19 protein-coding genes are annotated in these 23,504 nt (G+C 67.8%); 2 read left to right on the plus strand and 17 right to left on the minus strand.

The window, feature by feature from the left end:
- Positions 1-19: 19 nt before the first annotated feature.
- From chvE to E3T37_RS04680, 7 genes are all read right to left on the minus strand, one after another.
- On the minus strand, positions 20-1,144 hold the full coding sequence (gene chvE / locus E3T37_RS04650; protein WP_134365657.1) for a multiple monosaccharide ABC transporter substrate-binding protein: 1,125 nt from the start codon (positions 1,142-1,144) through the stop codon (positions 20-22).
- 110 nt (positions 1,145-1,254) lie between these two features.
- Positions 1,255-2,772, minus strand: coding sequence for an L-arabinose isomerase (araA, locus tag E3T37_RS04655; RefSeq protein WP_134365658.1), 1,518 nt, complete (start codon positions 2,770-2,772; stop codon positions 1,255-1,257).
- Complete coding sequence (locus E3T37_RS04660; RefSeq protein WP_134365659.1) at positions 2,772-3,482, minus strand: L-ribulose-5-phosphate 4-epimerase; 711 nt, start codon at positions 3,480-3,482, stop codon at positions 2,772-2,774. The genes araA and E3T37_RS04660 overlap by 1 nt, the downstream gene beginning before the upstream one ends.
- Entirely contained in the window at positions 3,479-5,194 is a 1,716-nt protein-coding gene (gene araB / locus E3T37_RS04665) for a ribulokinase (protein ID WP_134365660.1), read from the minus strand. Before araB ends, E3T37_RS04660 begins: the two co-directional genes overlap by 4 nt.
- Before the next feature lie 208 nt (positions 5,195-5,402).
- Positions 5,403-6,422 (minus strand): LacI family DNA-binding transcriptional regulator, encoded by a 1,020-nt coding sequence (locus tag E3T37_RS04670; RefSeq protein WP_134365661.1) that lies wholly within the window; start codon positions 6,420-6,422, stop codon positions 5,403-5,405.
- A gap of 252 nt (positions 6,423-6,674) precedes the next feature.
- Positions 6,675-7,829: a cystathionine gamma-synthase gene (locus E3T37_RS04675; protein ID WP_134365662.1), complete on the minus strand. Its 1,155-nt coding sequence runs from the start codon at positions 7,827-7,829 to the stop codon at positions 6,675-6,677.
- A 65-nt stretch (positions 7,830-7,894) separates the two neighbouring features.
- Positions 7,895-9,259 carry a cystathionine beta-synthase gene (locus E3T37_RS04680; RefSeq protein WP_134365663.1) on the minus strand — a complete coding sequence of 455 codons (1,365 nt, stop codon included), beginning with the start codon at positions 9,257-9,259 and terminating at the stop codon, positions 7,895-7,897.
- A gap of 312 nt (positions 9,260-9,571) precedes the next feature.
- On the opposite strand from E3T37_RS04680, the gene E3T37_RS04685 reads away from it, so the two are divergent.
- Positions 9,572-10,309: a DUF3105 domain-containing protein gene (locus E3T37_RS04685; RefSeq protein WP_134365664.1), complete on the plus strand. Its 738-nt coding sequence runs from the start codon at positions 9,572-9,574 to the stop codon at positions 10,307-10,309.
- A 364-nt stretch (positions 10,310-10,673) separates the two neighbouring features.
- On the opposite strand, the gene E3T37_RS04690 is transcribed toward E3T37_RS04685, so the two are convergent.
- The 4 genes from E3T37_RS04690 to E3T37_RS04705 form a co-directional block, all read right to left on the minus strand.
- Entirely contained in the window at positions 10,674-12,560 is a 1,887-nt protein-coding gene (locus tag E3T37_RS04690) for an ABC transporter ATP-binding protein (RefSeq protein WP_134365665.1), read from the minus strand.
- Positions 12,561-12,716: 156 nt separating this feature from the next.
- Positions 12,717-13,685, minus strand: coding sequence for a carbohydrate ABC transporter permease (locus E3T37_RS04695; protein WP_134365666.1), 969 nt, complete (start codon positions 13,683-13,685; stop codon positions 12,717-12,719).
- Positions 13,682-14,815, minus strand: coding sequence for a carbohydrate ABC transporter permease (locus tag E3T37_RS04700; RefSeq protein WP_134365667.1), 1,134 nt, complete (start codon positions 14,813-14,815; stop codon positions 13,682-13,684). The genes E3T37_RS04695 and E3T37_RS04700 overlap by 4 nt, the downstream gene beginning before the upstream one ends.
- A gap of 194 nt (positions 14,816-15,009) precedes the next feature.
- Complete coding sequence (locus E3T37_RS04705; RefSeq protein ID WP_134365668.1) at positions 15,010-16,329, minus strand: ABC transporter substrate-binding protein; 1,320 nt, start codon at positions 16,327-16,329, stop codon at positions 15,010-15,012.
- Positions 16,330-16,636: 307 nt separating this feature from the next.
- Here E3T37_RS04705 and E3T37_RS04710 point away from each other — a divergent pair, with 307 nt between their 5' ends.
- Positions 16,637-17,665: a LacI family DNA-binding transcriptional regulator gene (locus E3T37_RS04710; protein WP_134365669.1), complete on the plus strand. Its 1,029-nt coding sequence runs from the start codon at positions 16,637-16,639 to the stop codon at positions 17,663-17,665.
- Positions 17,666-17,693: 28 nt separating this feature from the next.
- Here the strand turns inward: E3T37_RS04710 and E3T37_RS04715 are convergent, their stop codons facing one another.
- The 6 genes from E3T37_RS04715 to E3T37_RS04740 all read right to left on the minus strand — a co-directional run bounded on the left by E3T37_RS04715 (position 17,694) and on the right by E3T37_RS04740 (position 23,448).
- The gene (locus E3T37_RS04715) at positions 17,694-18,965 is read right to left on the minus strand and encodes an MFS transporter (protein ID WP_134365670.1); all 1,272 of its coding nucleotides are present in this window, start codon (positions 18,963-18,965) and stop codon (positions 17,694-17,696) included.
- Entirely contained in the window at positions 18,962-19,432 is a 471-nt protein-coding gene (locus E3T37_RS04720) for a MarR family winged helix-turn-helix transcriptional regulator (RefSeq protein WP_134365671.1), read from the minus strand. The genes E3T37_RS04715 and E3T37_RS04720 overlap by 4 nt, the downstream gene beginning before the upstream one ends.
- Positions 19,433-19,594: 162 nt before the next feature.
- Positions 19,595-19,978 carry a 50S ribosomal protein L7/L12 gene (gene rplL, locus E3T37_RS04725; protein ID WP_134365672.1) on the minus strand — a complete coding sequence of 128 codons (384 nt, stop codon included), beginning with the start codon at positions 19,976-19,978 and terminating at the stop codon, positions 19,595-19,597.
- A 52-nt stretch (positions 19,979-20,030) separates the two neighbouring features.
- Entirely contained in the window at positions 20,031-20,546 is a 516-nt protein-coding gene (gene rplJ / locus E3T37_RS04730; RefSeq protein WP_134365673.1) for a 50S ribosomal protein L10, read from the minus strand.
- Between the two features lie 677 nt (positions 20,547-21,223).
- Entirely contained in the window at positions 21,224-22,702 is a 1,479-nt protein-coding gene (locus E3T37_RS04735; RefSeq protein WP_134365674.1) for a cell wall metabolism sensor histidine kinase WalK, read from the minus strand.
- On the minus strand, positions 22,702-23,448 hold the full coding sequence (locus E3T37_RS04740) for a response regulator transcription factor (RefSeq protein ID WP_134365675.1): 747 nt from the start codon (positions 23,446-23,448) through the stop codon (positions 22,702-22,704). The genes E3T37_RS04735 and E3T37_RS04740 overlap by 1 nt, the downstream gene beginning before the upstream one ends.
- Positions 23,449-23,504 lie beyond the last annotated feature (56 nt).

The following is a 23,504-nucleotide window of genomic DNA, read 5'->3' on the forward strand; positions in this document are numbered from 1 at the left end:
TGCCGGGAGAGAGACCTGCTTACTTGAGGTCTGCCTCGGTGTAGTAACCCGTGTCGACGAGGAGTTCCTTGTAGTTGTCCTTCGTGACGACCTGCGGCGCGAAGAGGAAGGTCGGGACGACCTTCACCTTGTTGTCGTAGCTCGTGGTGTCGTTGACCTCGGGGGTGCGACCGTTGAGCAGGTCGTCAGCCATCTTCACGGCCTCGTCGCCCAGCTGGCGCGTGTCCTTGTAGATGGTGGAGTACTGCTGGCCGGCGATCATGGACTTGACCGATGCAGCCTCGGCGTCCTGACCGGTGACGATCGGCAGGGCGTCGGTGGCGTATCCCGAGCTGGTCAGAGCCGAGATGATGCCGATGGAGAGCCCGTCGTACGGGGACAGGACAGCGTCAACCTTGCTGCCGTCGGAGTACGTGCTGGCGATGAGGTTCTGCATCCGCTTCTGGGCCGTCGCCGGGTCCCAACGCAGCGTGGCAACCTGGGTGAAGCCGACCTGGCCGCTCTTGACCACGAGCACGCCCTTGTCGATGTACGGCTGCAGGGTGTCCATCGCGCCATTGAAGAAGAAGGTCGCGTTGTTGTCGTCGGGGCTTCCGCCGAACAGCTCGACGTTGAACGGGCCGGTCGCGCCGGTTTCCTTGCCGTCCTTGTCCAGAACGCCCAGGCCGGTCAGAAGGCTCGTGGCCTGCTGCACACCGACCTCGTTGTTGTCGAAGGTCGTGTAGTAGTCGACGTTCTTGTTGCCGTTGATCAGGCGGTCGTACGCGATGACCTTGACGCCGGCCTTGCCGGCCTCGTCGAGCTGGTCACTGAGCGCCGTGCCGTCGATCGACGCGATGATGAGAACCTTGGCGCCCTTGGTCAGCATGTTGCTGATCTGCTGCACCTGCTGCGGGATCTTGTCGTCTGCATATTCCAGGTCGACCTTGTAGCCGAGCTTCTCGAGCGAGGCCTTGACGGCGTCGCCGTCCTTGATCCAGCGCTCGCTGGTCTTGGTCGGCATGGCAACGCCGACGAGGGCGCCTTTGCTGGAACCGGCCGAGTCATCCGCGGTGGTTCCGCCGCGGGTTCCGCCGGAGCAGGCGGCGAGGGAGAGTGCGAGTCCGATGGCTGCGATGCCAACGAGGACCTTCTTTGTCTTCACGTAAGTACCTTTCGTGTTTCTGTTATCAGCTTTGATTGCAGGTGAATCCGGAGGGGGACTTCTGGTGGTGCGATGGTGCGTAGTGGTGCTGTGGTGCGGTGGTGCTGTGACTACAGGCCCTGTGCCAGTCGGTAGTAGGCCTGGTTCCAACGCACCTCGCGCGTGAAATCACGCAGGGTGGTGGTCTTATCGATCACGAGAAGCTCGGTGCGAGCGATCTCGGCGAAATCCTGGAACACCTCGATGCCGACGGCTGTCGACATCACGGTGTGGTGGGCGGCGCCGGCCGTGAGCCAGGCCGCAGCGGAGGTGGCGAAGTCCGGTTCCGGGCGCCACACCGCGCGGCCGACCGGAAGCTTCGGCAGCGCCTGGGGCGGCTCGACCACCTCGACCACGTTCGCGGTCAGGCGGAACCGGTCGCGCATATCGCTCATGGCGACCACCACGGCCGGGCCGGGGGCCGCGTTGAAGACGAGGCGCACGGGGTCTTCGCGGCCGCCGATGCCGAGCGGGTGGATCTCCAGCGTCGGCTTCGCGGCGGAGAGTGCGGGGTTGACCTCGAGCATGTGGGCTCCGAGGATGAGCTCCGCGCCGGGAGCGAGATCGTAGGTGTAGTCCTCCATCAGGCTCGCGCCGCCGGGAAGGCCGGACCCCATCACGTTGGCGACGCGCACCAGGACGGCCGTTTTCCAGTCGCCCTCGGCACCGAAACCGTATCCCTGGGCCATCAGGCGCTGCACGGCCAGGCCGGGCAGCTGCTTGAGTGCGCCGAGGTCTTCGAAGTTCGTGGTGAAGGCGCTGAAGCCGCCGGCTTCCAGGAATCCCTTGAGGCCGAGCTCGATCGCCGCGCCGTACCGGAGGGACTCGTGGCGGTCGCCGCCGGCGCGCAGTTCGGGGACCACGTCGTAGAGGTCCTCGTATTCGGCGACGAGGGTGTCGATCGCGGCATCCGTCACCGCGTGCACGGCCTCGGCGAGTTCGTTCACCGGCCAGGTGTTCACCTGCACCCCGAAGCGCAGTTCGGCCTCGGTCTTGTCGCCCTCGGTCACTGCGACGTAGCGCATGTTGTCGCCGAAGCGGGCCAGTTTCATGGTGCGGCTCGCGGCCCAGCCGGCGGCGGCACGGGTCCAGGTGCCGATGCTCCCGGTGACGACCGGGTTGGACACGTGGCCCACGACGGTCTTGCGCGACACGCCGAGCCGGGTCTGGATGTAACCGAACTCCCGGTCGCCGTGCGCGGCCTGGTTCAGGTTCATGAAGTCGAAGTCGATCTCGCTCCAGGGCAGTTCCACGTTCGCCTGGGTGTGCAGGTGCAGCAGCGGCTTGGCCAGTGCGTCCAGGCCCGCGATCCACATCTTCGCCGGCGAGAACGTGTGCATCCACGCGATCAGGCCGATCACGCTGTCGTCCGAGTTCGCGTCCAGGGCGGCGCGGCGGATGGAGTCGGAGTCTTTCAGGACCGGCTTCCACACGACGCGAACCGGGATGTCGCTCGAGGCGTTCAGGGCGTCGGCGATGGCCCGGGACTGCTCGGCGACCTGCCGCAGGGTCTCCTCGCCGTAGAGGTTCTGACTGCCGGTGAGGAACCAGACCTCGTAGGTGTCGAGGGTGTCGGTGAGAGTAGCCATTACGTGAGTGCTCCTTGCGGTGCTTGACCGTAAACGTTCTGATAGCGGTTGAAGAGGGAATCGATCGCCTCTTGGGGGATGGGGATGAGTTCCCCGCCGAGGCGGGCGAGGTGCACGGTGCGGGCGACGTCTTCGACCATCACGGCGGCTTTGACCGCGTCGCGGGCGTCCTTGCCGATGGTGAACGGCCCGTGATTCTGCATCAACACGGCCCGGGACCGGTGACCGGTCAGCGCCTCGACGATGCCGCGGCCGATGGTGTCGTCGCCGATGATGGCGAAGCGTCCCACCGGGATCGGGCCGCCGAATTCGTCCGCCATGGCCGTGATCACGCAGGGGATCTCCTCGCCGCGCGCCGCCCAGGCCGTGGCGTAGGTGGAATGGGTGTGCACGACGCCGCCGACGTCCGGCATGTTGCGGTACACGTAGGCGTGCGCGGCCGTGTCGCTGGACGGCGCACGGTCAGACCCGGGGGTGTCGGGGATGACGTTGCCGTCGAGGTCGCAGACGATCATGTTCTCCGGTGCGAGATCGGCGTAGTCGACGCCGCTGGGCTTGATCACGAACAGGTCAGCGCCCGGGACACGGCCGGACACGTTTCCGCCCGTCCAGACCACGAGCCCGTTGCTGGTCAGCTCGGTGTGCAGGCGCGCGATCTCGTCGCGGACCCGTGCGATGGCAACCTCGATCCGGGGGCCGAAGGAGCTCATGCGGAGACCGCCGAGGTTTCCAGCGAGGCGCCGGCGTCACGCTTGAGGGCCTTGAGTCGGTGCATGACGTCGTTCGTGCCGCGACCGAAGTAGTCGTGCAGGAGCGAGTACTCGGCGAACAGCTTGTCGTACGCCGCGGCCGACTCTTCGTTGGGCGTGTACACGTTCTTGTTGAGCTTGCCCATGGCCTGGCCGGCCGCGCGCACATCGGGATAGGCGCCCGCGGCGACGGCCGCGTGGATCGCCGAGCCCAGCGCCGGGCCCTGCTCGCTGGCGATCGTGGAGATCGGCAGGCGCAGGATGTCGCTGTAGGTCTGCATCAGGAAAGCGTTCTTGAGCAGGCCTCCCGCGACGATGAACTCGGTGACGGGGACGCCGCTCGAGTTGAACGTCTCGACGATCGTGCGGGTGCCGAAGGCGGTGGACTCGAGCAGTGCCCGGTAGATCTCCTCGGTGCGGGTGGTCAGCGTCATGCCGAGAACCAGGCCGGAGAGTTCGTGGTCGACCAGCACCGAGCGGTTGCCGCTGTGCCAGTCGAGGGCGATCAGTCCGTGGCCGCCGACGGGCTGGTCCTTGATCAGTTCGGTCAGGTACTGGTGCACGCTCAGGCCCGCGGCGGCCGCCTCCGTGAAGTACCGGGCGGGAACCTGGTTGTTCACGTACCAGGCGAAGATGTCGCCGACCCCGGACTGGCCGGCCTCGTAACCGTAGAGCCCGGAGACGATGCCGCCGTCGACGACGCCGCACATACCGGGCACCTCGGCGAGGTGGTCGGAGTTCATCACGTGGCAGGTCGAGGTGCCCATGATGGCCACCATCTGGCCGGGCAGGACGGCTTGGGCGGCCGGACCGGTAACGTGCGCGTCGACGTTGCCGACGGCGACGGCGATGCCCTCCGGCAGGCCGGTCCAGGCTGCGGCCTCGGCGGAGAGGGTGCCGGCGGATGCGCCGAGCTGGCCGATCTCGTGCGCCACCTTGTCGGTGGCGAACCGCGTGAACCCGGGGTTCAGCGCGGCGAGGAAATCCTCGCCGGGGTACGCGTCATCCTGCAGAATGCCCTTGTAACCGGCGGTGCACGCGTTCCGCACGTACTGGCCGGTGAGCTGCCAGACGATCCAGTCGGCGGCTTCGACCCAGTGGTCCATCCGGTTGTACAGCTCGGGGTCTTCCTCCAGCAGTTGCAGGCCCTTGGCGAATTCCCACTCGCTCGAGATCAGCCCGCCGTAGCGCGGCAGCCAGCTCTCGCCGCGTTCGGCGGCGAGCTCGTTGATGCGGTCGGCCTGGCGCTGCGCGGCGTGGTGCTTCCACAGCTTCACGTAGGCGTGCGGGCGGTCGGCGTATTCCGGCAGCTCGTTGAGGGGGGTGCCGTCGGCGAGGACGGGAACCATGGTGCAGGCCGTGAAGTCGGTGCCGACACCGATGACGCGGGCCGGGTCGATGCCCGCGTTCGCGACGGCGGCGGGGACGGCGCTCTTGAGCACGTCCACGTAGTCCTGCGGAACCTGCAGGGCCCACTCCGGCGGCAGGGCGGCGCCCGTGGCGGCGAGGGTCGTGTCCATCACGGCGTGCGGGTAGTCCAGGACGGCGGAACCGAGCTCGACGCCGTCGGAGACGCGAACGACGACCGCGCGGCCGGAGAGGGTTCCGTAGTCGATCCCGATGACGTATGAATTGACGTCTGCATGCGCATCCGGCTGCTCGGTGATTCCCACGGAATCGACTCCTTCGTCTCGCTGGTGGTGCTCGTGCCGGAGTCGTTCTCCCGGTCATGTGCCGGTCAAATGTGAACGGTCACATTTGCCTGTCTCATGTTAGCTCTCCCCATGGCGCAGTTGTCAAGTCCCAACCTGGGGCCGATATTCAACCGTTTCCGACGGGCGCGGAGAGGGGCGGCCGGGGCGGGCCGGAGTTACGCGGGAGTTACCGGACGGGCGGGGCCGTCGACGCGCGCACGATGAACCGGGGCATGATCGACTGTTCGGCCACGGGTTCGTGGCCCGCCAGGTCTTCGAGCAGGGCGGCGACGCAGCGTCGGCCCAGTTCGGCGAAGTCCTGGCGCACGGTCGTCAGCGGGGGCCAGAAATGAGCCGCTTCGGGGATGTCGTCGAAGCCAACGATGCTGACATCCCGCGGAAGTTCGAGGCCGGCGTCGCGCGCCGCATGCATCAGACCGAGGGCCATCTGGTCGTTCGAGGAGAAGATCGCCGTGAAATCCAGGCGCCCGAACAACTCGCGTCCGGCGTAGTAGCCGAAGTCCGCGGTCCAGTCGCCGAGGATCGGCGCTGTGGTCGGCACATCCATGGCGCCCATCTCATCGAGGAACCCGCGCATCCGCGCTTCGGCCTCGATCCAGTCCTGCGGGCCGGCGAGGTGGTAGATGCGCCGGTGGCCCAGGTCGATCAGGTGCCGGGTCGCCAGCCGCGCGCCCGCAATCTGGTCGACGGACAGGGCGTGGCCGTCTTGACGGCCCCCCGATTGCAGCGACACGTAGGGAACCGTGATCGACAGCTGCTCGAGAACGTCGAAGACCCGCACCTGGGGCGCGATCACGACCAGACCCTCGATCCCCTGGAGCATCAACTGCACCAGGGCCGCTTCGATCGACTCGTGGTCGTCGGCGGCCAGGTTGGCCGTGTTCACGTAGTAGCCGGCCTCCTGCGCCGCCTCCTGGATCGCGGCGATACTGCTGGCCGGACCGTACTCGGAACTCTGGGCGGTCAGGATGCCGATCGTGCGGGAACGGCCGCGGGACAGGGCCCGCGCGGCCCGGTTCGGCTGGTACTGCAGGTCTTCCATGACCTGCAGCACCTTCGCCCGGGTCGAGTCACGGAGACTGGGGTGGTTGTTGAGCACGCGTGACACAGTCTGGTGGGACACCCCGGCGAGACGTGCGACGTCTCTGATGCTGGGGGCGCGCACTTTGGGTGGCTTGCCTGTCACGTAACGACCTTGTTCACATGTGCACGGTCACAATTGTGATCGCACATCCAGTATGCACGTCCGGCGGGGTTTCAAGTGACTCCGATGTGACAGTCACATGGACCGCCGAGACGGGCCTGGCCCGCGGCAGCACAGGCAAAGCGGGTCAATGCCATCAGCGGCATGCAAGGCGATCAGGGATTCAGCAGCGAGCATGCAGACTCAAGAACAGACGGCCGCCAACGTTGCCGGCGGCCGCCAACAGCTGCCGGATCAGAGTGCGGCGAGGGCCCCGTCGATGTCGTCGATGAGGTCGGCGACGTCTTCGATACCGACGGAGAGACGGATGATGTTGTCCGCCACCTCCAGCTCGGTGCCGCGGACGGATGCGTGCGTCATCTCCGAGGGGTAGTTGACCAGCGACTCGACCCCGCCGAGGGATTCGGCCAGCTGGAAGAGGTGGGTGGACTCGGCGAACGTTCGGGCCGCGGCCGCGCCGCCCGCGAACGCGATCGACAGCATCCCGCCGAAGCCGCTCATCTGCTTCTTCGCCAGCTCGTGGCCGGGGTGGCCGGGCAGGCCCGGGTAGTAGACCCGGTCGATCGCCGGGTGAGCCTGCAGGTGTTCGGCGATGGCCTGGGCGTTGCTGCAGTGGCGGTCCATCCGCACCGAGAGGGTCTTGATTCCGCGCACGGTGAGCCAGGCATCCATCGGGGCCGACACCGGGCCGGCGGCGAACTGCAGGAACTGCGCTTTCTCGGCGAGCTCGTCGTCGTTGATGATCAGGGCGCCGCCGAGCACGTCGGAGTGGCCGCCGAGGTACTTGGTGGTCGAGTGCACGACGACGTCGGCGCCGAAGGCCAACGGATGCTGCAGCGCGGGCGAGGCGAACGTGTTGTCCACGATCACGGTCACGCCGTAGCGGTGCCCGATCTCGGCCAGCGCGGTGATGTCGCTGATCTTCATCAGCGGGTTGCTGGGCGTCTCCACCCAGAGGATCTTCGTCTCGCCCGGAATGATGGCCTCTTCGACGGCGGCGAGGTCGCTCATCTCCACGGTCGAATGGAGGATGCCCCAGGCGCCGTGCACCCGGTTGATCAGGCGGTGGGTGCCGCCGTAGACGTCGTTGCCGAGCACGATGTGGTCGCCCGGAGCCAGGAGCGCGCGCAGGATGGTGTCCTCCGCGGCGAGCCCGCTGGCGAAGGACAGTCCGTGCTTGCCGCCCTCGAGCGCGGCCAGCAGGGTCTCCAGCACGGTACGGGTCGGGTTGCCGCCGCGGCTGTATTCGTAGCCGCCCCGAAGGTGCCCGATGCTCTCCTGCACATACGTGGAGGTCTGGTAGATGGGCGGGATCACGGCGCCGGTCGTCGGGTCGAATTCCTGCCCGGCATGGATGGCGATGGTGTCGAAGTTGGGGGTGCGAGCCATTGGGTCTTCCTTATTCATGCTGTTCGTTTGTCTGACTGTCATGTGTCTGACGGTTGTGTGCCTGTTTACACGCTCAGGTAGGTGAGCAGGTCGTGGCGGGTGATGACGCCCAGGGGCTTGCCGCCGTCGGTGACGAGCAGCGCATCGTGTCCGGTGAAGGCGGCCCGCGCGGTGGCGACCGGCTCGTTCACGCCGATCAGAGGCAGGGAGTCGGCCACGAACTCGCCCACGCGATCGGCCAGCTGCGCCTCGCCGGAGAAGACCAGCTCCATCAGGCGGCGTTCGTCGATCGCGCCGACGACCTCCCCCATCACGACGGGCGGTTTGGCGGTGAGGACCAGCACCCGGGACACACTGGACTCGGTCATCACGCCGATGGCGTCGCGCACGGTCGCGCTCGGGTGCACGTACACGAAGGGCGGCAGCGTGCCGGTCTTGGATTCGAGCAGGTCGGCGACCGTGTTCCCGGCCGGGGCGTTGGTGAAACCGTAGCTGCGCATCCAGCCGTCGTTGAAGATCTTGCCGAGGTAGCCGCGGCCGCCGTCGGGCAGAAGCACCACGATCGTGTCGTCCGCGCTGAGGGTCGTCGCCGCGCGGAGGGCGGCGACGACGGCCATGCCGCTCGATCCGCCGACCAGGATGCCCTCCTCGAGGGCAAGCCGGCGGGTCATCGCGAACGACTCGGCGTCGGAGACGGCGATCACCTCGTGCACCACGGACGGGTCGTAGGCGGCGGGCCAGAAGTCCTCGCCCACACCCTCGACCAGGTACGGCCGGCCGGTGCCGCCGGAGTAGACCGAGCCCTCGGGGTCCGCGCCGATGATGCGCACGGTGTCGCCCGACACCTCGCGCAGGTAGCGGCCGGTGCCGGTGATGGTGCCGCCGGTTCCGACGCCCGCGACGAAGTGGGTCACCCGGCCGTCGGTGTCGCGCCAGATCTCTGGCCCGGTCGTCTCGTAGTGGCTGAGCGGCCCGTTCGGGTTCGCGTACTGGTTGGGCTTGAATGCGCCCGGGATCTCACGGGCCAGACGGTCCGAGACGCTGTAATAGGAGTCGGGGTGATCAGGGGCGACGGATGTCGGGGTCACCACGATCTCGGCGCCGTACGCCGTGAGCACGTTGCGCTTGTCCTCGCCTACCTTGTCGGGCAGCACGAACACGCACCGGTAGCCGCGCTGCTGGGCGACGAGCGCCAGCCCCACGCCGGTGTTGCCCGAGGTCGGCTCGACGATGGTGCCGCCGGGCAACAGGTGCCCCTCGCGCTCGGCGGCGTCGATGATGCGCGTCGCGATGCGGTCCTTCGACGAGCCGCCCGGGTTGAGGTACTCGAGCTTGACGAGCACGGTGGCGCTGACGCCGTCGGTCACCTTGTGCAGTTTGACCAGGGGGGTGTCGCCGATGAGGTCGAGGATGGTGTCGGCAATTTTCATGGAGTGTCCTTCGTCATGGTGTCGCGCCGTTTCTCACTCGCCGCGCGGCCAAGGCTGCACGCGCCGGCTGTGCGCAAATCTACGGAAACGCGAGGTCGTGTGGGATTACCGGGGTCGGCCAGCGACGATCACACCGCGGACACGACATCAAAACGAGCACGATCCCAACTCTAGCGAAGCGTGCTCGGGGTCACCAGATGCGGCCGCCGCGTGCCCGGCGCAGGCCGGACGCAGGACGGGCGCAGGCCAGGCGCCTCCGGGCACCAGGCCCACGCGGGCTGCGTAGAATCGCGATCATGATGAAAGCCTCCCGTGCCCGTTGATGATAGTTCGCCGGGCGACGTCGGTGCGCCCATCGTCGATGCGACGGATGCCCCGCGCTCGCCCCACGAACGGAGGCGCCTGGCCTGGAACCGTCGGTTCGGACTCGCCCTGGGCGTGCTCGGCGCCGTGGGCGTGAGCGCCCTGCTCGTCTCGTCGGTGCTCGCCCCCGCGAGCGCGCCGGGAGAGCCGGCCGGCACCACCGGAGCCGGAGCCACCGGAGTCGGTGGCACCGAGACGCCGGGCGCACCCTCGGGCGGCCCTTCCGGTGCCACGACCGAGGCGACCCCGATCGTCGGGCTGGAGACGTACTTCAATGAACCGAGCCACGTCACGACCTCCGTCACCTACCCGCAATCCCCGCCGACCGGCGGCCCGCACAGTCCCGTCTGGCTGGACTGCGGGGCCTACGACCGGGCCGTGCCGAAAGAGAACGCGGTGCACTCCCTCGAGCACGGCGCGGTCTGGGCCACCTACGACCCGGCCCTCGCCCCGGTCGACGTCGCGGCGCTTCGCGCCGCCCTGCCCGGCGACCACGTCATTGTGTCGCCCTACCCCGGGCTGGGCTCACCGATCGTGCTGACCACCTGGAATGTGCAGCTGCGGCTGGAATCGGCCGCCGACCCGCGCATCCCGGCCTTCGCCGCCGCCTACCTGAACGGTCCGACCGCCCCGGAGCCGGGCGAGTCCTGCTCCGGCGCCCTCGCCGCCCCCGGAAAGGTCGGCTAGCCGGCCGCGCTCTCCGCGGGGCGTCCTCCGCAAGATGTACCTCTCCGCGGGGCGTCCTCCCTGCGGGGCGCACCTCTCCGCGGGGCGTATCTCTCCGCGGGGCGCACCTCTCCGCGGGGAGTATCTCTCCGCGGGAGGCCGACCCCTCCAAGCGCGGCGACACTCGCGGCGCACCTTCGGCACGCGGGCGCACGCTAGAACATGCGCCCGCGGCTCAAGGGTGCGCCGCGAGAACTGGAGAGGGGCGAGTGGCGAGGCGGGAGAGGCGAGAGGGGCGAGTGGCGAGGCGAGAGAGGCGAGGGGCGAGGCGGGCGACGGATGCCGCGGGCCACCCCGCGAGCGCGCCGGGAGAGCCGGCCGGCACCTACTCGGCGAGGAGCGGCGACGACGACGTGCTCTGCTCCGAGTACAGCCGGGCGTAGACGCCGTTCGCCGCAAGCAGCTCGGAGTGGGTGCCGCTCTCCACGATCCGGCCGGCGTCGACGACGAAGATCACGTCCGCGGCCACGATGGTCGAGAGCCGGTGCGCGATGGCGATGGTCGTGCGCCCGCGGGACGCGGTGTCGAGGGCCGCCTGCACGACCCGCTCCGAGATGGCGTCGAGGGCGCTGGTGGCCTCGTCGAGGATGAGCACTTCCGGGTTCTTGAGCAGCACGCGGGCGATCGCGATCCGCTGCTTCTCGCCGCCGGAGAGACGATAACCGCGCTCCCCCACGACGGTGGCGTACCCCTCGGGGAAGGACGCGATCGTGCCGTGGATGCTCGCGGACCGGGCCGCGGCCTCGAGTTCGGCATCCGTGGCATCCGGTTTCGCGTACCGCAGGTTCTCGGCGATGGTCGCGTGAAAGAGGTAGGTCTCCTGGCTGACGATGCCGATGTGGGAGACCAGGGACTCCTGGCGCAGGGCGCGTACGTCGACGCCGGAGAAGAGCACGCGGCCGGCCGACGCCTCGTAGAACCGGGGGATCAGGTAAGAGACGGTGGTCTTGCCGGCCCCGGACGGACCGACGAAGGCCGCGAACTGTCCCGGCTCGATCGCGAAGGATACGTGGTCGAGGGTGGGCCGCGAGTCCGGGGAAGAGTCCGGGTAGGCGAACGTGACGTTGTCGAATTCGACCCGGCCGACATCCGTGCCGCTCGTGGGCACCTCGGCGGCCTCCGCGGCGTCACTGATCGCCGGCTTCAGGTCGAGGTACTGGAAGATGCGGGCGAACAGGGCGCTCGAGGTCTGCAGGTCGAGGGTGACCCGCATCAGCCCCAGCAGCGGGAACAACAGCCGGGACTGCACGGTCGTGAACGCGACGATCGTGCCCGGGGTGATGTCGGTCGTGCCGCCGGCCATCAGCAGGCCCGCGAACAGGTAGACGATCGCGGGGATGCTGGAGAGGAAGATGCTGACCATCGCGAAGAACCACTGGCCGCTCATCTGCTGGCTGACCTGCAGCCTGACCTGGTTGTCGTTCTCGTCGGAGTACCGGCGGATCTCGGTCGGCTGACGGGTGAAGCTCTTGGAGAGCAGGATTCCGGACACGCTCAGCGTCTCCTGGGTGATGGCCGTCATGTCGGACAGCGATTCCTGCGTCTTCGCCGCGATCCGGGCGCGCACCTGGCCGACCCGGCGCTGCGCGATCACCAGGATGGGCATCAGGACGACGGCGACGATGGCCAGCTGCCAGCTCAGCAGGAGCATGGCCACCAGGGACGCGATCACGGTCACGACGTTGCCGAGCAGGCTCGAGATGGTGTTGGTGAGCACGCTCGCGACGCCGCCCACGTCATTCTGCAGCCGGGACTGGATGACGCCCGTCTTCGTCCGGGTGAAGAAGCTCAGCTCCATCGCCTGGAGGTGGGTGAACAGGCGCACCCGGAGCGAACCCATCACGGAGTTGCCGACGGTGGCGGTCAGCCAGGTCTGCCAGACACCGAGCAGCTGCGACCCCAGGTAGATGGCGATCATCAGGCCCACGAGCACGGCGAGCCGCCGCACATCGGGCGCGCCGCCGGGCGGGAAGAGCCCCTCGTCGAAGGCCCTCTGCACCAGCAGGGGCGGCACGACCGAGAGTCCGGCACTGATGAACACCAGCACCACGGTCACGATCAGCGCGGTGCGGTGCGGGGCGAACAGTCCGGCGATCCGGCCGAGCAGGTTCGGGATGCGCGGGGCCTCGGCATTCTCGGCCCGCTGTGCCACGGCGTCCCCACCGCTGACCCGGCCTCGTCGCCCGCCACCACCGCCGTGCATTCCACTCATGGCTTCACTCTAAACTCCCGGCGATCCCCGGCCGCCCCCGGTCGGCGGCTTCACAGTCCCGCCACACGACTGTGCCCGTTCCGGTCGACCGCGGCCGGCAGAACGGGCACAGTCGACCGGAACGGGCACGGTCGGTGATCAGGTGGGGCAGTCGGGCTACCCCTTGGTCGAGCCGGCCAGCAGGCCGCGCACGAAGTAACGCTGCAGGGAGAAGAAGACGAGCAGCGGAACCAGGATGGAGATGAACGCGCCGGCCGTGAGCAGGTGCCAGTCCTGACCCCGGGTGCCGGTGATCTCGGCCAGCAGCTTGGTCATCGGGGCGACCGCGCCGTCCGCGAAGATCAGCGCCACCAGCAGGTCGTTCCAGACCCAGAGGAACTGGAAGATGGCGAAGGATGCGATCGCCGGCATGGTCAGCGGCAGCACGATCCGGAAGAAGATCTGCCCGTGCCCCGCGCCGTCGACCCGCGCCGCTTCGATCACGTCGGCGGGGATCTCCGACACGAAGTTGTGCAGCAGGTAGATGGCCAGCGGCAGGGCGAACATGGTGTGCGCGATCCAGACCTGGGAATAGCCGCCGGCGTCGCTGATCGACGTGACCACGGGGATTCCGAAGATCGAGCCCTGCGAGAAGAACTTCAGCAGCGGCACGAGGGCCATCTGCAGCGGCACGATCTGCAGTGCGAACACGGCGATGAAGAGCACGTTCTTGCCGCGGAAGTCGATCCAGGCGAACGCGTAGGCCGCGAGGCTCGCGATGATCAGCGGCAGCAGCGTGGCCGGGAGGGTGATCGCGATCGAGTTGATGAACGCGCCCGCGAGGTTCAGCTGGCTGTTTCCGGCCTGGAGCACCTGAGAGTAGTTGTCGAGGGTGAGGCCCCAGTTCTGGAAGAGGGTCCACCAGCCGGTGGTGCGCACCTCCTGGGCCGGGCGGAACGACGAGACGAACAGCCCGAAGGTGGGGACGGTCCAGAGCACGGCGATCAGCAGGGCCGCGACCGTCGCACCGCGACTGGTCAGGCGCTTCTTGGTTCGCTTGGCCGGTGCCTCCAGGCGTTTCTCGCCCTGGCGGAGGTGGTTCCTGGTGGTCGGGTCCGGAACTTCAACAGGCAGTACGGCGCTCATCGGATTTCCCTCTGCTTCTGGATCTGGCGGGCGTTGTAGATGACGATCGGCAGCACCAGCAGGAACAGGATCACGGCGAAGGCGGCGGAGCGGCCCTGCTCGAAGTTCTTGAACTGCGTGTACATCTCGTTCGCGATGACGCTGGTGTCGTTGGCGCCTGCCGTCATGGTCCGCACGATGTCGAAGACCTTGAGGGAGGCGATGGAGATCGTGGTCAGCACCACGATCAGGGCGCTACGGATGCCGGGCACGGTGACGTTGGTGAACTTCTGCCACGGGTTGGTGCCGTCGAGTTCCGCGGCCTCCAGCTGCTCGGCCGGCACGCCCTTGATGGCGGCGGAGAGCACGACCATGGCGAATCCGGTCTGCACCCAGATCAGAACGATGATCAGGAAGACCGTGTTCCACGGTTCGTTGGCGAGGAAGTCGACCGGCTGGCCGCCGAACCAGACCACGACCTGGTTGAGCAGGCCGATCTGGTTCTGGCTGGCCGGGCGGGCCGTGTAGACGAAGCGCCAGATGATCGACGCCCCGACGAAGGAGATGGCCATGGGCATGAAGACCATGATCTTGAAGTACTTCTCACCGCGGCTCTTATCGATGAAGACCGCGTAGGCCAGTCCGGCGATCGTCGACACGAGCGGGGCTATGAGCACCCAGACGATCGTGTTGAGCACCGTGCGGATCGCCTCGGGCTGGGTGAACACCCAGATGAAGTTGTCGAATCCGATGAACGCTGTTCCGCGGGAGTTCATGAACGCCTGCACCGTGGTCTGGATGGTCGGGATGACCAGGCCGATGATGAGCAGCAGGATGGCGGGCGAGAGGAAGCCGAAGAGCTGGAAGAGATAGCCGGCGCCGGCCCGTGACCGGTAGTCGACGATGAAGAACACCCCGCCGAGGACGGCGGCGGCGGCGGTGGCCCACCAGTACGAACCGGCGGCCAGCAGGATGAGCATCGGTGCCAGCACACAGACGGCCAGCCGGATGACGGTGTACAGGGTGCCCTTGCGCGGGGCGATTTCGACGAAGAACAGGATCGCCCCCACCAGCGCGACGAACGCGAAGATGATGATCGGGACTTGCGCGAGGGCGGGCAAGCCAGCGAGCCAGGAAAGAAATGCTGACATAGGAAACCTCTCGAGTACGACTGTGGACTCACAGTGTTCGCTGGTGGCGCTGCGAAAACTTAACGCAACGGTACACCGGCACCCGAGCGCGGCCGCCCTTCTGTTGTGAAGGGCGGCCCGCCCTGTTCTGGTTGTTGGTGCAACTGCTGTAGTGCGACTGCTGTGGTGCGGGTGGTGCTAGCGAACGGCCGAGATTAGCTCGACGGCCAGCCGGCTTCGATGCTCGTGAGCACCTCGTCGGTCGGGGTTCCGTTGATCCAGTTGACCATGCCCTTCCAGAACGTTCCCGAGCCGACCGAGCCGGGCATCAGGTCCGAACCGTCGAAGCGGAAAGTGGTCTTCGGGTCCTGAAGGATCTTGATGGCTTCCTGCAGGATCGGGCTCTTCGCGTTGGCCGGGTCAAGACCCGAGTTGGCGCTGATGACCCCACCGAGGCTGACGCGGCTGTTCGCCCAGTCGGCGCTGGAGAGGTACTCCTGCACCTTCTGGGTGTCGGCGTCGTCCGCGAACGCGGCGACGATCTCGCCACCACCGGTCACGGCCTGGCTGCCGGCTTCTTCACCCGGGGTGATGAAGGCCCAGACGTCGCCGTCGGGTCCGACCTTGCCGCCGGCATCCGTGATGAAACCGTCGAAGAAGGATGCCTGGTGGTGCAGGGCGCAGGTTCCGTCGGCGAGCGGGGCTGCCACGTCACCGAACGGAGTGCTGTTGATGGAGCGGACGTCGCCGAATCCGGCGTTGACGTAGGCCGGGTTCTGCAGGATCTCGCCCACGGAGTCGAACGCCTTCTTGATGGCGGGATCCGTGAACGGGATCTCGTTCTTAATCCACTTGTCGTAGGTCTCCGGTCCGGCCTGGCGCAGGACCAGGTCCTCGACCCAGTCCGTTCCCGGCCAGCCGGTGGCGTCGCCGGAGCCGAAGCCCGCACACCACGGGGCGGCGCCGGTCTTCTCCTGGATCGTCTTCGTCACGGCGAGGAGGTCAGCCCAGGTCTTGGGAACCTCGACACCCCACTCCTTGAACTTGGCCGGCGAGTACCAGATGAAGCCCTTGACGCTGGCCATCAGCGGCGCGCCGTACAGGGTGTCCCCGACCGTGCCGTAAGCCTTCCAGTCCGCGGACCAGTACTTGTCGACGTTGGCCTCGACGGCCTTCGGGGCCGGCTTGAGGTAGTCACGGCTGGCGAGGTCCGCCATCAGGCCGGGCTGCGGGAAGATGGCGATGTCGGGAGCGTTGCCGCCCTGGGCCCGGATCGCGATCTGGGTTTCGAACTCTTTCGACGCTTCGTACTGAATGTCGATCTTGTTCTCTTTTTCCCAGCCGGCCCAGGACTCTTCGAGCAGTTTTGCCTCGGTGTCGCCGATGGTCCCGTAGACCGTGACGGTTCCGTCACCGGCTGCGCCCGCATCGGTCGTCGTGCTGCCGGGTCCGCCGGAACAGCCGGCCAGGGTCAGACCGGCGATCGCCGCAATGGCGATTGGTGCTGTGAAACGGCGGTGCAGGGATGACCGCATATTTCCTCCTCATTGAGTGTTGGCGGTGTTCGCGTGGTCTTGCCCAGGGACACCGGGGTGCTGCAGGTGCTGGAAACGGTCAGATAGGGAACCGGTTCCACACCATAAGTTACGGCACCGTTCGGAGAATCGCAAGAGCATTGGGGTTACGAAATGGCAAAGATCGGTCCGATGGGCCACGAAATAGCCCTGAACAGGCCAACAAGCGCCCAAACCCATTCAGCTCAGTTCGATCCCGAATGGAACCGGTTCCATACTGCCCGGGGAGGCGCTAGTCTGAAATCCGGGTCCAAGGACGGAGGCTGGAATGAGATCGATTGCGGATGTCGCGCGTCTCGCCGGCGTCGCCAAAGCCACCGCTTCCCGCGCCCTCAGCGGTCGCGGGTACGTGTCCGAGGAGACCCGGTCGAAGGTCGTCGCCGCGGCCAAGGAGATCGGCTACGTCGCCTCCCCCAACGCGGCCAGCCTGGTCACCGGGCGTACGAAGAGCATCGGCGTGATCATCCCCTTCATCAGTCGCTGGTTCTTCTCCGAGGTGCTCGAGAGCCTGGAACAGGCCCTCCTCGAAGAGGGCTACGACATGACCCTCTACAACCTGCCGGCCGCGTCGAAAGAACGCGACAGCGTCTTCGAGTACTTCCTCGCCCGCAAGCGATTCGACGGGGTGATCTCTGTCGGAGTCGCCCTCAGCGACGCCGAAGTCGACCTCCTGCACCGCCTCGGCCGCCCGCTGGTGGGCATCGGGGGCCCGATCCGTGGCGTGCACACCATCGCGATCGACGACGTGGCCTCGGCCCGGCTCGCCACCGAGCACCTGCTCAGCCTCGGCCACAAGGACATCCTCCACATCGGCGGCAGCGAGGCCGACGAGATGGACTTCAAGGTGCACAGCAACCGCCGCACCGGCTTCGCCTCGGCGATGAACGAGGCGGGTCTGTCCACCGAGGGCAGTTTCTACGCCTGCGAATTCACGCTGCCCGGCGGCTACGGCGTGGGGCTGGCCGTGCTCGGCGACCCCCGCACCCGGCCGACGGCGGTGTTCGCCGCCTCCGACGAGATCGCCATCGGCGTGATCGTCGCCGCCCGGGAACTGGGGATCCAGGTGCCCGCCGACCTGTCCGTGATCGGGATCGACGGGCATCCGTACGCCCAGATGTTCCGGCTGACCACCCTAGAACAGCATCCGCGGCGCCAGGCCCGGCTCGCCGTGGTGTCGCTCCTGGCCGAGCTGGAGAGCCCGACGGACACGGATGAGGCGAATCACCTGACCGTGCTGTCCGTGAACCTGGTCGTCCGTTCGAGCACCAGCGGGCCCCGGCAGCCGCTCGGCGCCTGAGCCGCCCCGCACCCGAGCCGCACCGCGCTCAGCTGTCGCCGGCGCCGATGGCCTCGGCTTCCTCCAGCCGGTCGACGACCCCGTTCGCCCGGTGCAGCTGCGCGCGCCCCAGCAGCAGGATGGCCACGGCCACCAGTACGGCGGCCGCGGCCGCGAAGAACGGCGCCGCCGGCCCGAACGCGGCGGCGAGCAGCGTCGCGGCGGGCGGCGCGAGGGCCCCGCCGAGGAACCGCACGCCGGAATAGGCGGACGACGCGACCGCTCGCATCAGGTCCGTGGCCTCCATCACGCACTCGGTCAGCACCGTGTTCAGCACGCCGAGCAGCAGCCCGCCGACGATGACGCAGACGACCAGGCCGGCCGCCGAGCCGCTCACCAGGGCCGCGGCGACCAGGTCGAGCGCCAGCAGCGGCAGCACGGCCGCCAGCACATGGGTGCGCTTCATCCGTCTGGTCAGCAGCGGCGCCACCCAGACGGAGGTGACCGCGAGGGAGACCCCCCAGCCGAAGAAGACCAGGCCGAGGGTGATCGCGCTGCCGAGGCCCAGCGGCACGAGCGCGAACGGGGTGTACGCCAGCAGCACGAAGAAGCCGATGTTGTAGAAGAACGCGGCCGCGGCGAGGACACCCAGTGCGGGCCGGGCCAGCGCCCGGAACGGAGCCGAGAGCCGGATCGGGACCGGTGCGGGGGCATCCGTCTTCAACATCACCACGATCGCCGCGAAGCCGACGGCCATCAGCGAGGCGCTGCCGAAGAACGGCCCGCGCCAGCTGAGGCTGCCGAGCAGGCCGCCGATCAGCGGGCCGATCGCGATGCCGAGCCCGAGCGCGGCCTCGTAGAGGATGATGGCCGAGGACGTCCCGCCCGAGGCTGCGCCGACGATCGTGGCCAGCGCGGTGGAGATGAAGAGGGCGTTGCCGAGACCCCAGCCCGCCCGGAAGCCGATCACCGCCTCGACGCTCTGGGACATCCCGGAGGCCAGCGCGAACGCGACGATCAGGGCCAGGCCGATCAGCAGGGTGCGTTTGGCGCCGATCCGGCTCGAGATCCAGCTGGTGAAGAACATGGCGACGCCGGTGACCACGAGGTAGCTGGTGAAGAGCATCTCGGTCTCGGTCGGGGTGGCCTCGAGGTCGCGGGTGATGGCCGGCAGGATCGGGTCGACCAGGCCGATGCCCATGAAGGCGATCACGCAGGCGAAGGCCACCGCCCAGACCGCGGTCGGCTGGTGCAGGATGCTGGCGGCCGGTGACCGCGTGGACTGCTGGGACTGCGGCGCGGTGCTCGCGGCCCGGCTCACAGCGCGACCGCCGCGTCGCCCGGTTCGGCCGGTGGGGCCGGTTCGCCGGCATCCACGCGTTCCCGCAGGATGGCGATCGCGCGTTCGAGGACCTCGACGTCGGCGGCGGGCAGGTCGCTGAACAGCGGCAGCAGGGCGGTGGCCAGCTCGGTACGCCAGGCCGCGAGGGCGGCCTCGCCGGAGGCGGTGACCCGGGTGCGGGCCGCCCGGGCGTCGAGCGGATCGGCCAGGCGCTCGGCCCAGCCGCGCTCGGCCAGGTGGCTGACGAGCTTCGTGGCGGTGGGCTGGGAGACGCGGCTGCGCACGGCCAGCTCGCCGAGGCGGATCGGTCCGGTCTGGCGCAGCACGCTCAGCGTCCGCCAGACGGCCGGGGATTCGGTGCCGTTCGCGGCCTGGGCGGCCAGGCGGGTGACCCGGTGGTTGACCGTGATCAGGTCGCCGAGCAGATCGAGGAGTGTCGTGGACATCCGTCAACTATACATAGCTTGGCTATATATAAATCGCGGCTGCGGGGTTAACGACGAACGGGCGCCGCATCCAGTGGATGCGACGCCCGTCAGAGCGCAATCGGCTCGCGCCGATCATTCCTCCGCGTGAGCGAAGAGCGAGAGCCCCGTGAGGGGTGCCTGCTACTTGAGGACTGCGGTGGCGCCGGCAGCTTCGAGAGCAGCCTTGCCCTTTTCAGCGGCCTCCTTGGAGACGCCTTCGAGGACGGCCTTCGGCGCGCCATCGACGACGGCCTTGGCCTCGCCGAGGCCCAGGCTGGTGAGCTCGCGCACAACCTTGATGACCTGGATCTTCTTGTCGCCGACAGCCTCGAGGATGACGTCGAAAGCGGACTGCTCTTCGACCTCTTCAGCGGGTGCAGCAGGACCAGCAGCGCCGGCAACGGCGACCGGAGCAGCAGCGGTGACCTCGAAGGTCTCCTCGAACGCCTTGACGAACTCGGAGAGCTCGATGAGGGTCAGGCCCTTGAACTGTTCGAGCAATTCTTCGGTGGAAAGCTTTGCCATGATTTTTCTCCCTATAGTTTCTTAGTTACTCACCGCGATGCCAGGCCGATGCCTAGTTCGCGGACTCCTGCTTCTCACGCAGCGCCTCGATGGTGCGAACAGCCTTCGACAGCGGTGCGTTGAACAGATATGCGGCTCCGAACAGCGAGGCCTTGAATGCGCCGGCCAGCTTGGCCAGCAGCACTTCGCGGGACTCGAGGTCGGCGAGCTTGCCTACCTCTGCGGCGGTGAGCGGGTTACCGTCGAAGTAACCACCCTTCACTACCAGGAGAGGGTTTGCCTTGGTAAAGGCACGCAGGGTCTTCGCAACGGCGACAGGGTCTCCGTGAACGAATGCGATTGCGGACGGACCGACAAGCTCGTCGTCAAACGACGTGATGCCGGCGTTGTTGGCCGCAATCTTGGTCAGCGTGTTCTTCACCACGGCGTACGTGGCGTCCGCACTGATGGAAACGCGCAGCGTCTTGAGCTGCGCAACAGTGAGACCGCGGTACTCGGTGAGCAGAACGGCGGTCGAGCTCTGGAATTTCTCCGTAAGCTCGGCGACCGTTGCTTCCTTGTTCGCCATGGCGCTCCTCTTGGTTTCATGTGCCGGTAGCCCGGGGAGCAGACATGAAAAAAGCTCCGACGCAGGCGCCGGAGCTGGGAACGCATTCTCGAGGAATGCAGTCTGACTTCGAATCCTGCGCGGGCCGTTCACGTGAATGAACCTTCGATTGCCTGTGCATTTCTGCACAGAGCAATAACCGGCGGTCTTTGGCTTTTCCCTACGTTACGGGATGCCGCGGGCCGGCGCAAATCCGGATCCGTCTGGTTGCTGCGTGGCTGGGGCGCCCGGTCACCCGCTCTGAACCAATTCGACGGAGATTTTGCCCGAAACTGCCGGTTTCGGGCTCAAACCCGCTTTCTAGAGCAAAATCTCCGTCGAATTAGTTCGGGCGGGGGTGGTCGGGGCGGTTTGCGGGCGGCGCGGGATGCGGAGGCTGCGGGCGGGCGCGGGCTGCGGGCGGGCGCGGACTGCGGGCGGGCGCGGACTGCGGGCGCGAGCAACGCAACGGATGCCGCAGCAGCAGCGGGTCGTTCGGTGGCGCCGGGTCCGGGCATCCGTTTGCCACGCTCCTGAACCAATTCGACGGAGATTTTGCCCGAAACTGCCGGTTTCGGGCTCAAACCCGCTTTCTAGAGCAAAATCTCCGTCGAATTCGCACGGAGCCGGGGGCGGTTGAGGGGCGAGTGAGGGGCAGGTCAGGTGAGGGGCAGAGCCACGCGGAAGCGGGTGAAGCCGGGGCGGCTCTCGACCGAGACGTCGCCGTGGTGCGCGGCCACGACGGCCTGGGCGATGGCCAGACCGAGGCCGGTGCTGCCGGTGCCGCGGAAGCGGGAGCTGTCGCCGCGGGCGAAACGCTCGAACAGGGTGGACCGGAGGTTCTCGGGGATGCCGGGGCCGTCATCCGTCACCGTCACGACCGCAAGGTCGTCTGCCACCGAGAGAGCCACTTCGACCGTGGTTTCGGGCGGCGTGTGGATGCGGGCGTTGGCCAGCAGGTTCGCGAAGACCTGGTGCAGCCGGGCGGCATCGCCGGCGATCTGCACCGGTTCGTCCGGCAGGTCCAGGTTCAGCACCCGGTCCCGTCCGGCGGCGTGCGCGTCGCTGACGACGTCCACGAGCAGGCTGGTCAGGTCGACCGGGCCGTGCTCGAGCTCCCGGCCCTCGTCGAGCCGGGCCAGGAGGAGCAGGTCCTCGACCAGGCCGGTCATCCGCACGGACTCGGACTCGATCCGGTCCAGGGCGTGCACGGTATCCGCCGGCAGCTCCTGGCCGGAGCGCCGGGTCAGTTCCGCGTAGCCCCGGATCGAGGCGAGCGGGGTGCGCAACTCGTGGCTGGCGTCGGCGACGAACTGGCGCACCTTTCGCTCACTGGCCTGCCGGGTCTCCAGCGCGACGTCGACGTGGTCGAGCATGCGGTTCAGGGCCGCCCCCACCTGACCGACCTCCGTGCGCGGGTCGGTGTCGGCGGCGGGCACCCGCTCGACCAGGGAGACCTCGCCGTGATCCAGCGGCAGCTCGGACACGCGCGTGGCCGTCTGGGTCACGCGGGCCAGCGGCCGCAGGGCCAGCCGCACGATCAGGGTGGCCAGAACGGCGACGATGAGGATGCCGACCAGGGACACCACCGCGACGATGATGCCCAGCTGGGCGACCGTGTTCTGCACTCCGGCCAGGGGCAGGCCGACCAGGTAGAGGGTGCCGTTGCGGTTCGTGTCCGCCCGGATCCGGTAGCTGCCGGCGTCACCGCCGAGGTCGACCGTGACGGCGGTTTTCTCCTGCATCTGATCGGCCAGGAGCTTGACCTGCCCGGCGGTAAGCGCGATGATCGCGCCGCTCTCCTCCTCGGTGTACCCGGCCGTGATGGTCGAGCCGTCGAAGACCAGCGCGAGGGTGCCGGACTGCTGGGCCGGGCCGCTCAAAATCATTTCCGCCGTCGGCGTGAACGCGGGGGCCTCGTCGTCCGAATCCCGGCGGCCGTCGATGACCACGCCGGAGCGCTCGGAGGCTGAACGCAGCTGCTGGTCGAGCCCGTCGATCAGGGACGCGCGCAGAATGGCGACACTGACCAGGCCGATGGCGATGCTGACCAGCGTGAGGAGGCCGACGACCGCGAGCACGAGCCGGCGGCGGAGCGTCCAGGGCGCGCGGGATCGCCGCGCCCTCGTGCTCGTCATCACGCTGTCTTCAGCATGTAGCCGGCACCGCGCACGGTGTGGATCATCGGCTCACGCCCGGCATCGACCTTCTTGCGCAGATAGGAGATATAGATCTCGACGACGGAGGATTTTCCGCCGAAGTCGTAGCTCCAGACCCGGTCCAGGATCTGCGCCTTACTCAGCACCCGCCGGGGATTGCGCATCAGGAAACGCAGCAATTCGAACTCCGTGGCCGTGAGTTCGATCGCGTCTCCCCCGCGGGACACCTCGTAGCTGTCCTCATCGAGGGTGAGGTCGCCGACCGAGATCCGGGGGTCGTTGGAGTCCGCCACGGCGAGGGTGGAACGGCGGATGAGTCCGCGGAGCCGGGCCACCACCTCCTCCAGGCTGAACGGCTTGGTGACGTAGTCGTCGCCGCCGGCCGTCAGGCCCTTGAGCCGGTCGTCGAGGGAGTCCTTGGCGGTGAGGAAGAGGACGGGGGTTTCGTTGCCGTCCGCGCGGACCCGCTGCAGCACCTGCAGCCCGTCGATGTCGGGCAGCATGATGTCGAGCACGATCGCATCCGGCCTGAATTCCCGGGCGATCGTGAGAGCCTGGCGCCCCTCGGCGGCGGTGCGCACCTCCCAGCCCTCGTAGCGGAGCGCCATCGAGAGCAGATCCGTGAGCGTGGGCTCGTCGTCGACCACCAGGACCCGGATCGGGCTGCCATCCGCTTTGTGGAGGCGCGGTCCACGAACCGCCCGATCATTCTCACGAGTGCTCATATTCTCAGTATTCGGAGTTTTCTATGAGAAACCTATGTGCGCCCTCTGGTGCCGCT

Source organism: Cryobacterium sp. TMT2-10, assembly GCF_004403075.1.
In the GTDB taxonomy this organism is placed as follows: domain Bacteria; phylum Actinomycetota; class Actinomycetes; order Actinomycetales; family Microbacteriaceae; genus Cryobacterium; species Cryobacterium shii.

Excerpts from the sequence above, each read along its gene's own strand:
- rplJ (WP_134365673.1), bottom strand. The coding sequence starts at position 20,546 with ATGGCGAACAAGGAAGCAACGGTCGCCGAGCTTACGGAGAAATTCCAG.
- E3T37_RS04735 (WP_134365674.1), bottom strand. The coding sequence starts at position 22,702 with ATGACGAGCACGAGGGCGCGGCGATCCCGCGCGCCCTGGACGCTCCGC.
- E3T37_RS04700 (WP_134365667.1), bottom strand. The coding sequence starts at position 14,815 with ATGTCAGCATTTCTTTCCTGGCTCGCTGGCTTGCCCGCCCTCGCGCAA.
- E3T37_RS04690 (WP_134365665.1), bottom strand. The coding sequence starts at position 12,560 with ATGAGTGGAATGCACGGCGGTGGTGGCGGGCGACGAGGCCGGGTCAGC.
- E3T37_RS04660 (WP_134365659.1), bottom strand. The coding sequence starts at position 3,482 with ATGAGCTCCTTCGGCCCCCGGATCGAGGTTGCCATCGCACGGGTCCGC.
- E3T37_RS04680 (WP_134365663.1), bottom strand. The coding sequence starts at position 9,259 with ATGAAAATTGCCGACACCATCCTCGACCTCATCGGCGACACCCCCCTG.
- araA (WP_134365658.1), bottom strand. The coding sequence starts at position 2,772 with ATGGCTACTCTCACCGACACCCTCGACACCTACGAGGTCTGGTTCCTC.
- E3T37_RS04710 (WP_134365669.1), top strand. The coding sequence starts at position 16,637 with ATGAGATCGATTGCGGATGTCGCGCGTCTCGCCGGCGTCGCCAAAGCC.
- E3T37_RS04740 (WP_134365675.1), bottom strand. The coding sequence starts at position 23,448 with ATGAGCACTCGTGAGAATGATCGGGCGGTTCGTGGACCGCGCCTCCAC.
- E3T37_RS04695 (WP_134365666.1), bottom strand. The coding sequence starts at position 13,685 with ATGAGCGCCGTACTGCCTGTTGAAGTTCCGGACCCGACCACCAGGAAC.
- rplL (WP_134365672.1), bottom strand. The coding sequence starts at position 19,978 with ATGGCAAAGCTTTCCACCGAAGAATTGCTCGAACAGTTCAAGGGCCTG.
- E3T37_RS04705 (WP_134365668.1), bottom strand. The coding sequence starts at position 16,329 with ATGCGGTCATCCCTGCACCGCCGTTTCACAGCACCAATCGCCATTGCG.
- E3T37_RS04675 (WP_134365662.1), bottom strand. The coding sequence starts at position 7,829 with ATGGCTCGCACCCCCAACTTCGACACCATCGCCATCCATGCCGGGCAG.
- E3T37_RS04720 (WP_134365671.1), bottom strand. The coding sequence starts at position 19,432 with ATGTCCACGACACTCCTCGATCTGCTCGGCGACCTGATCACGGTCAAC.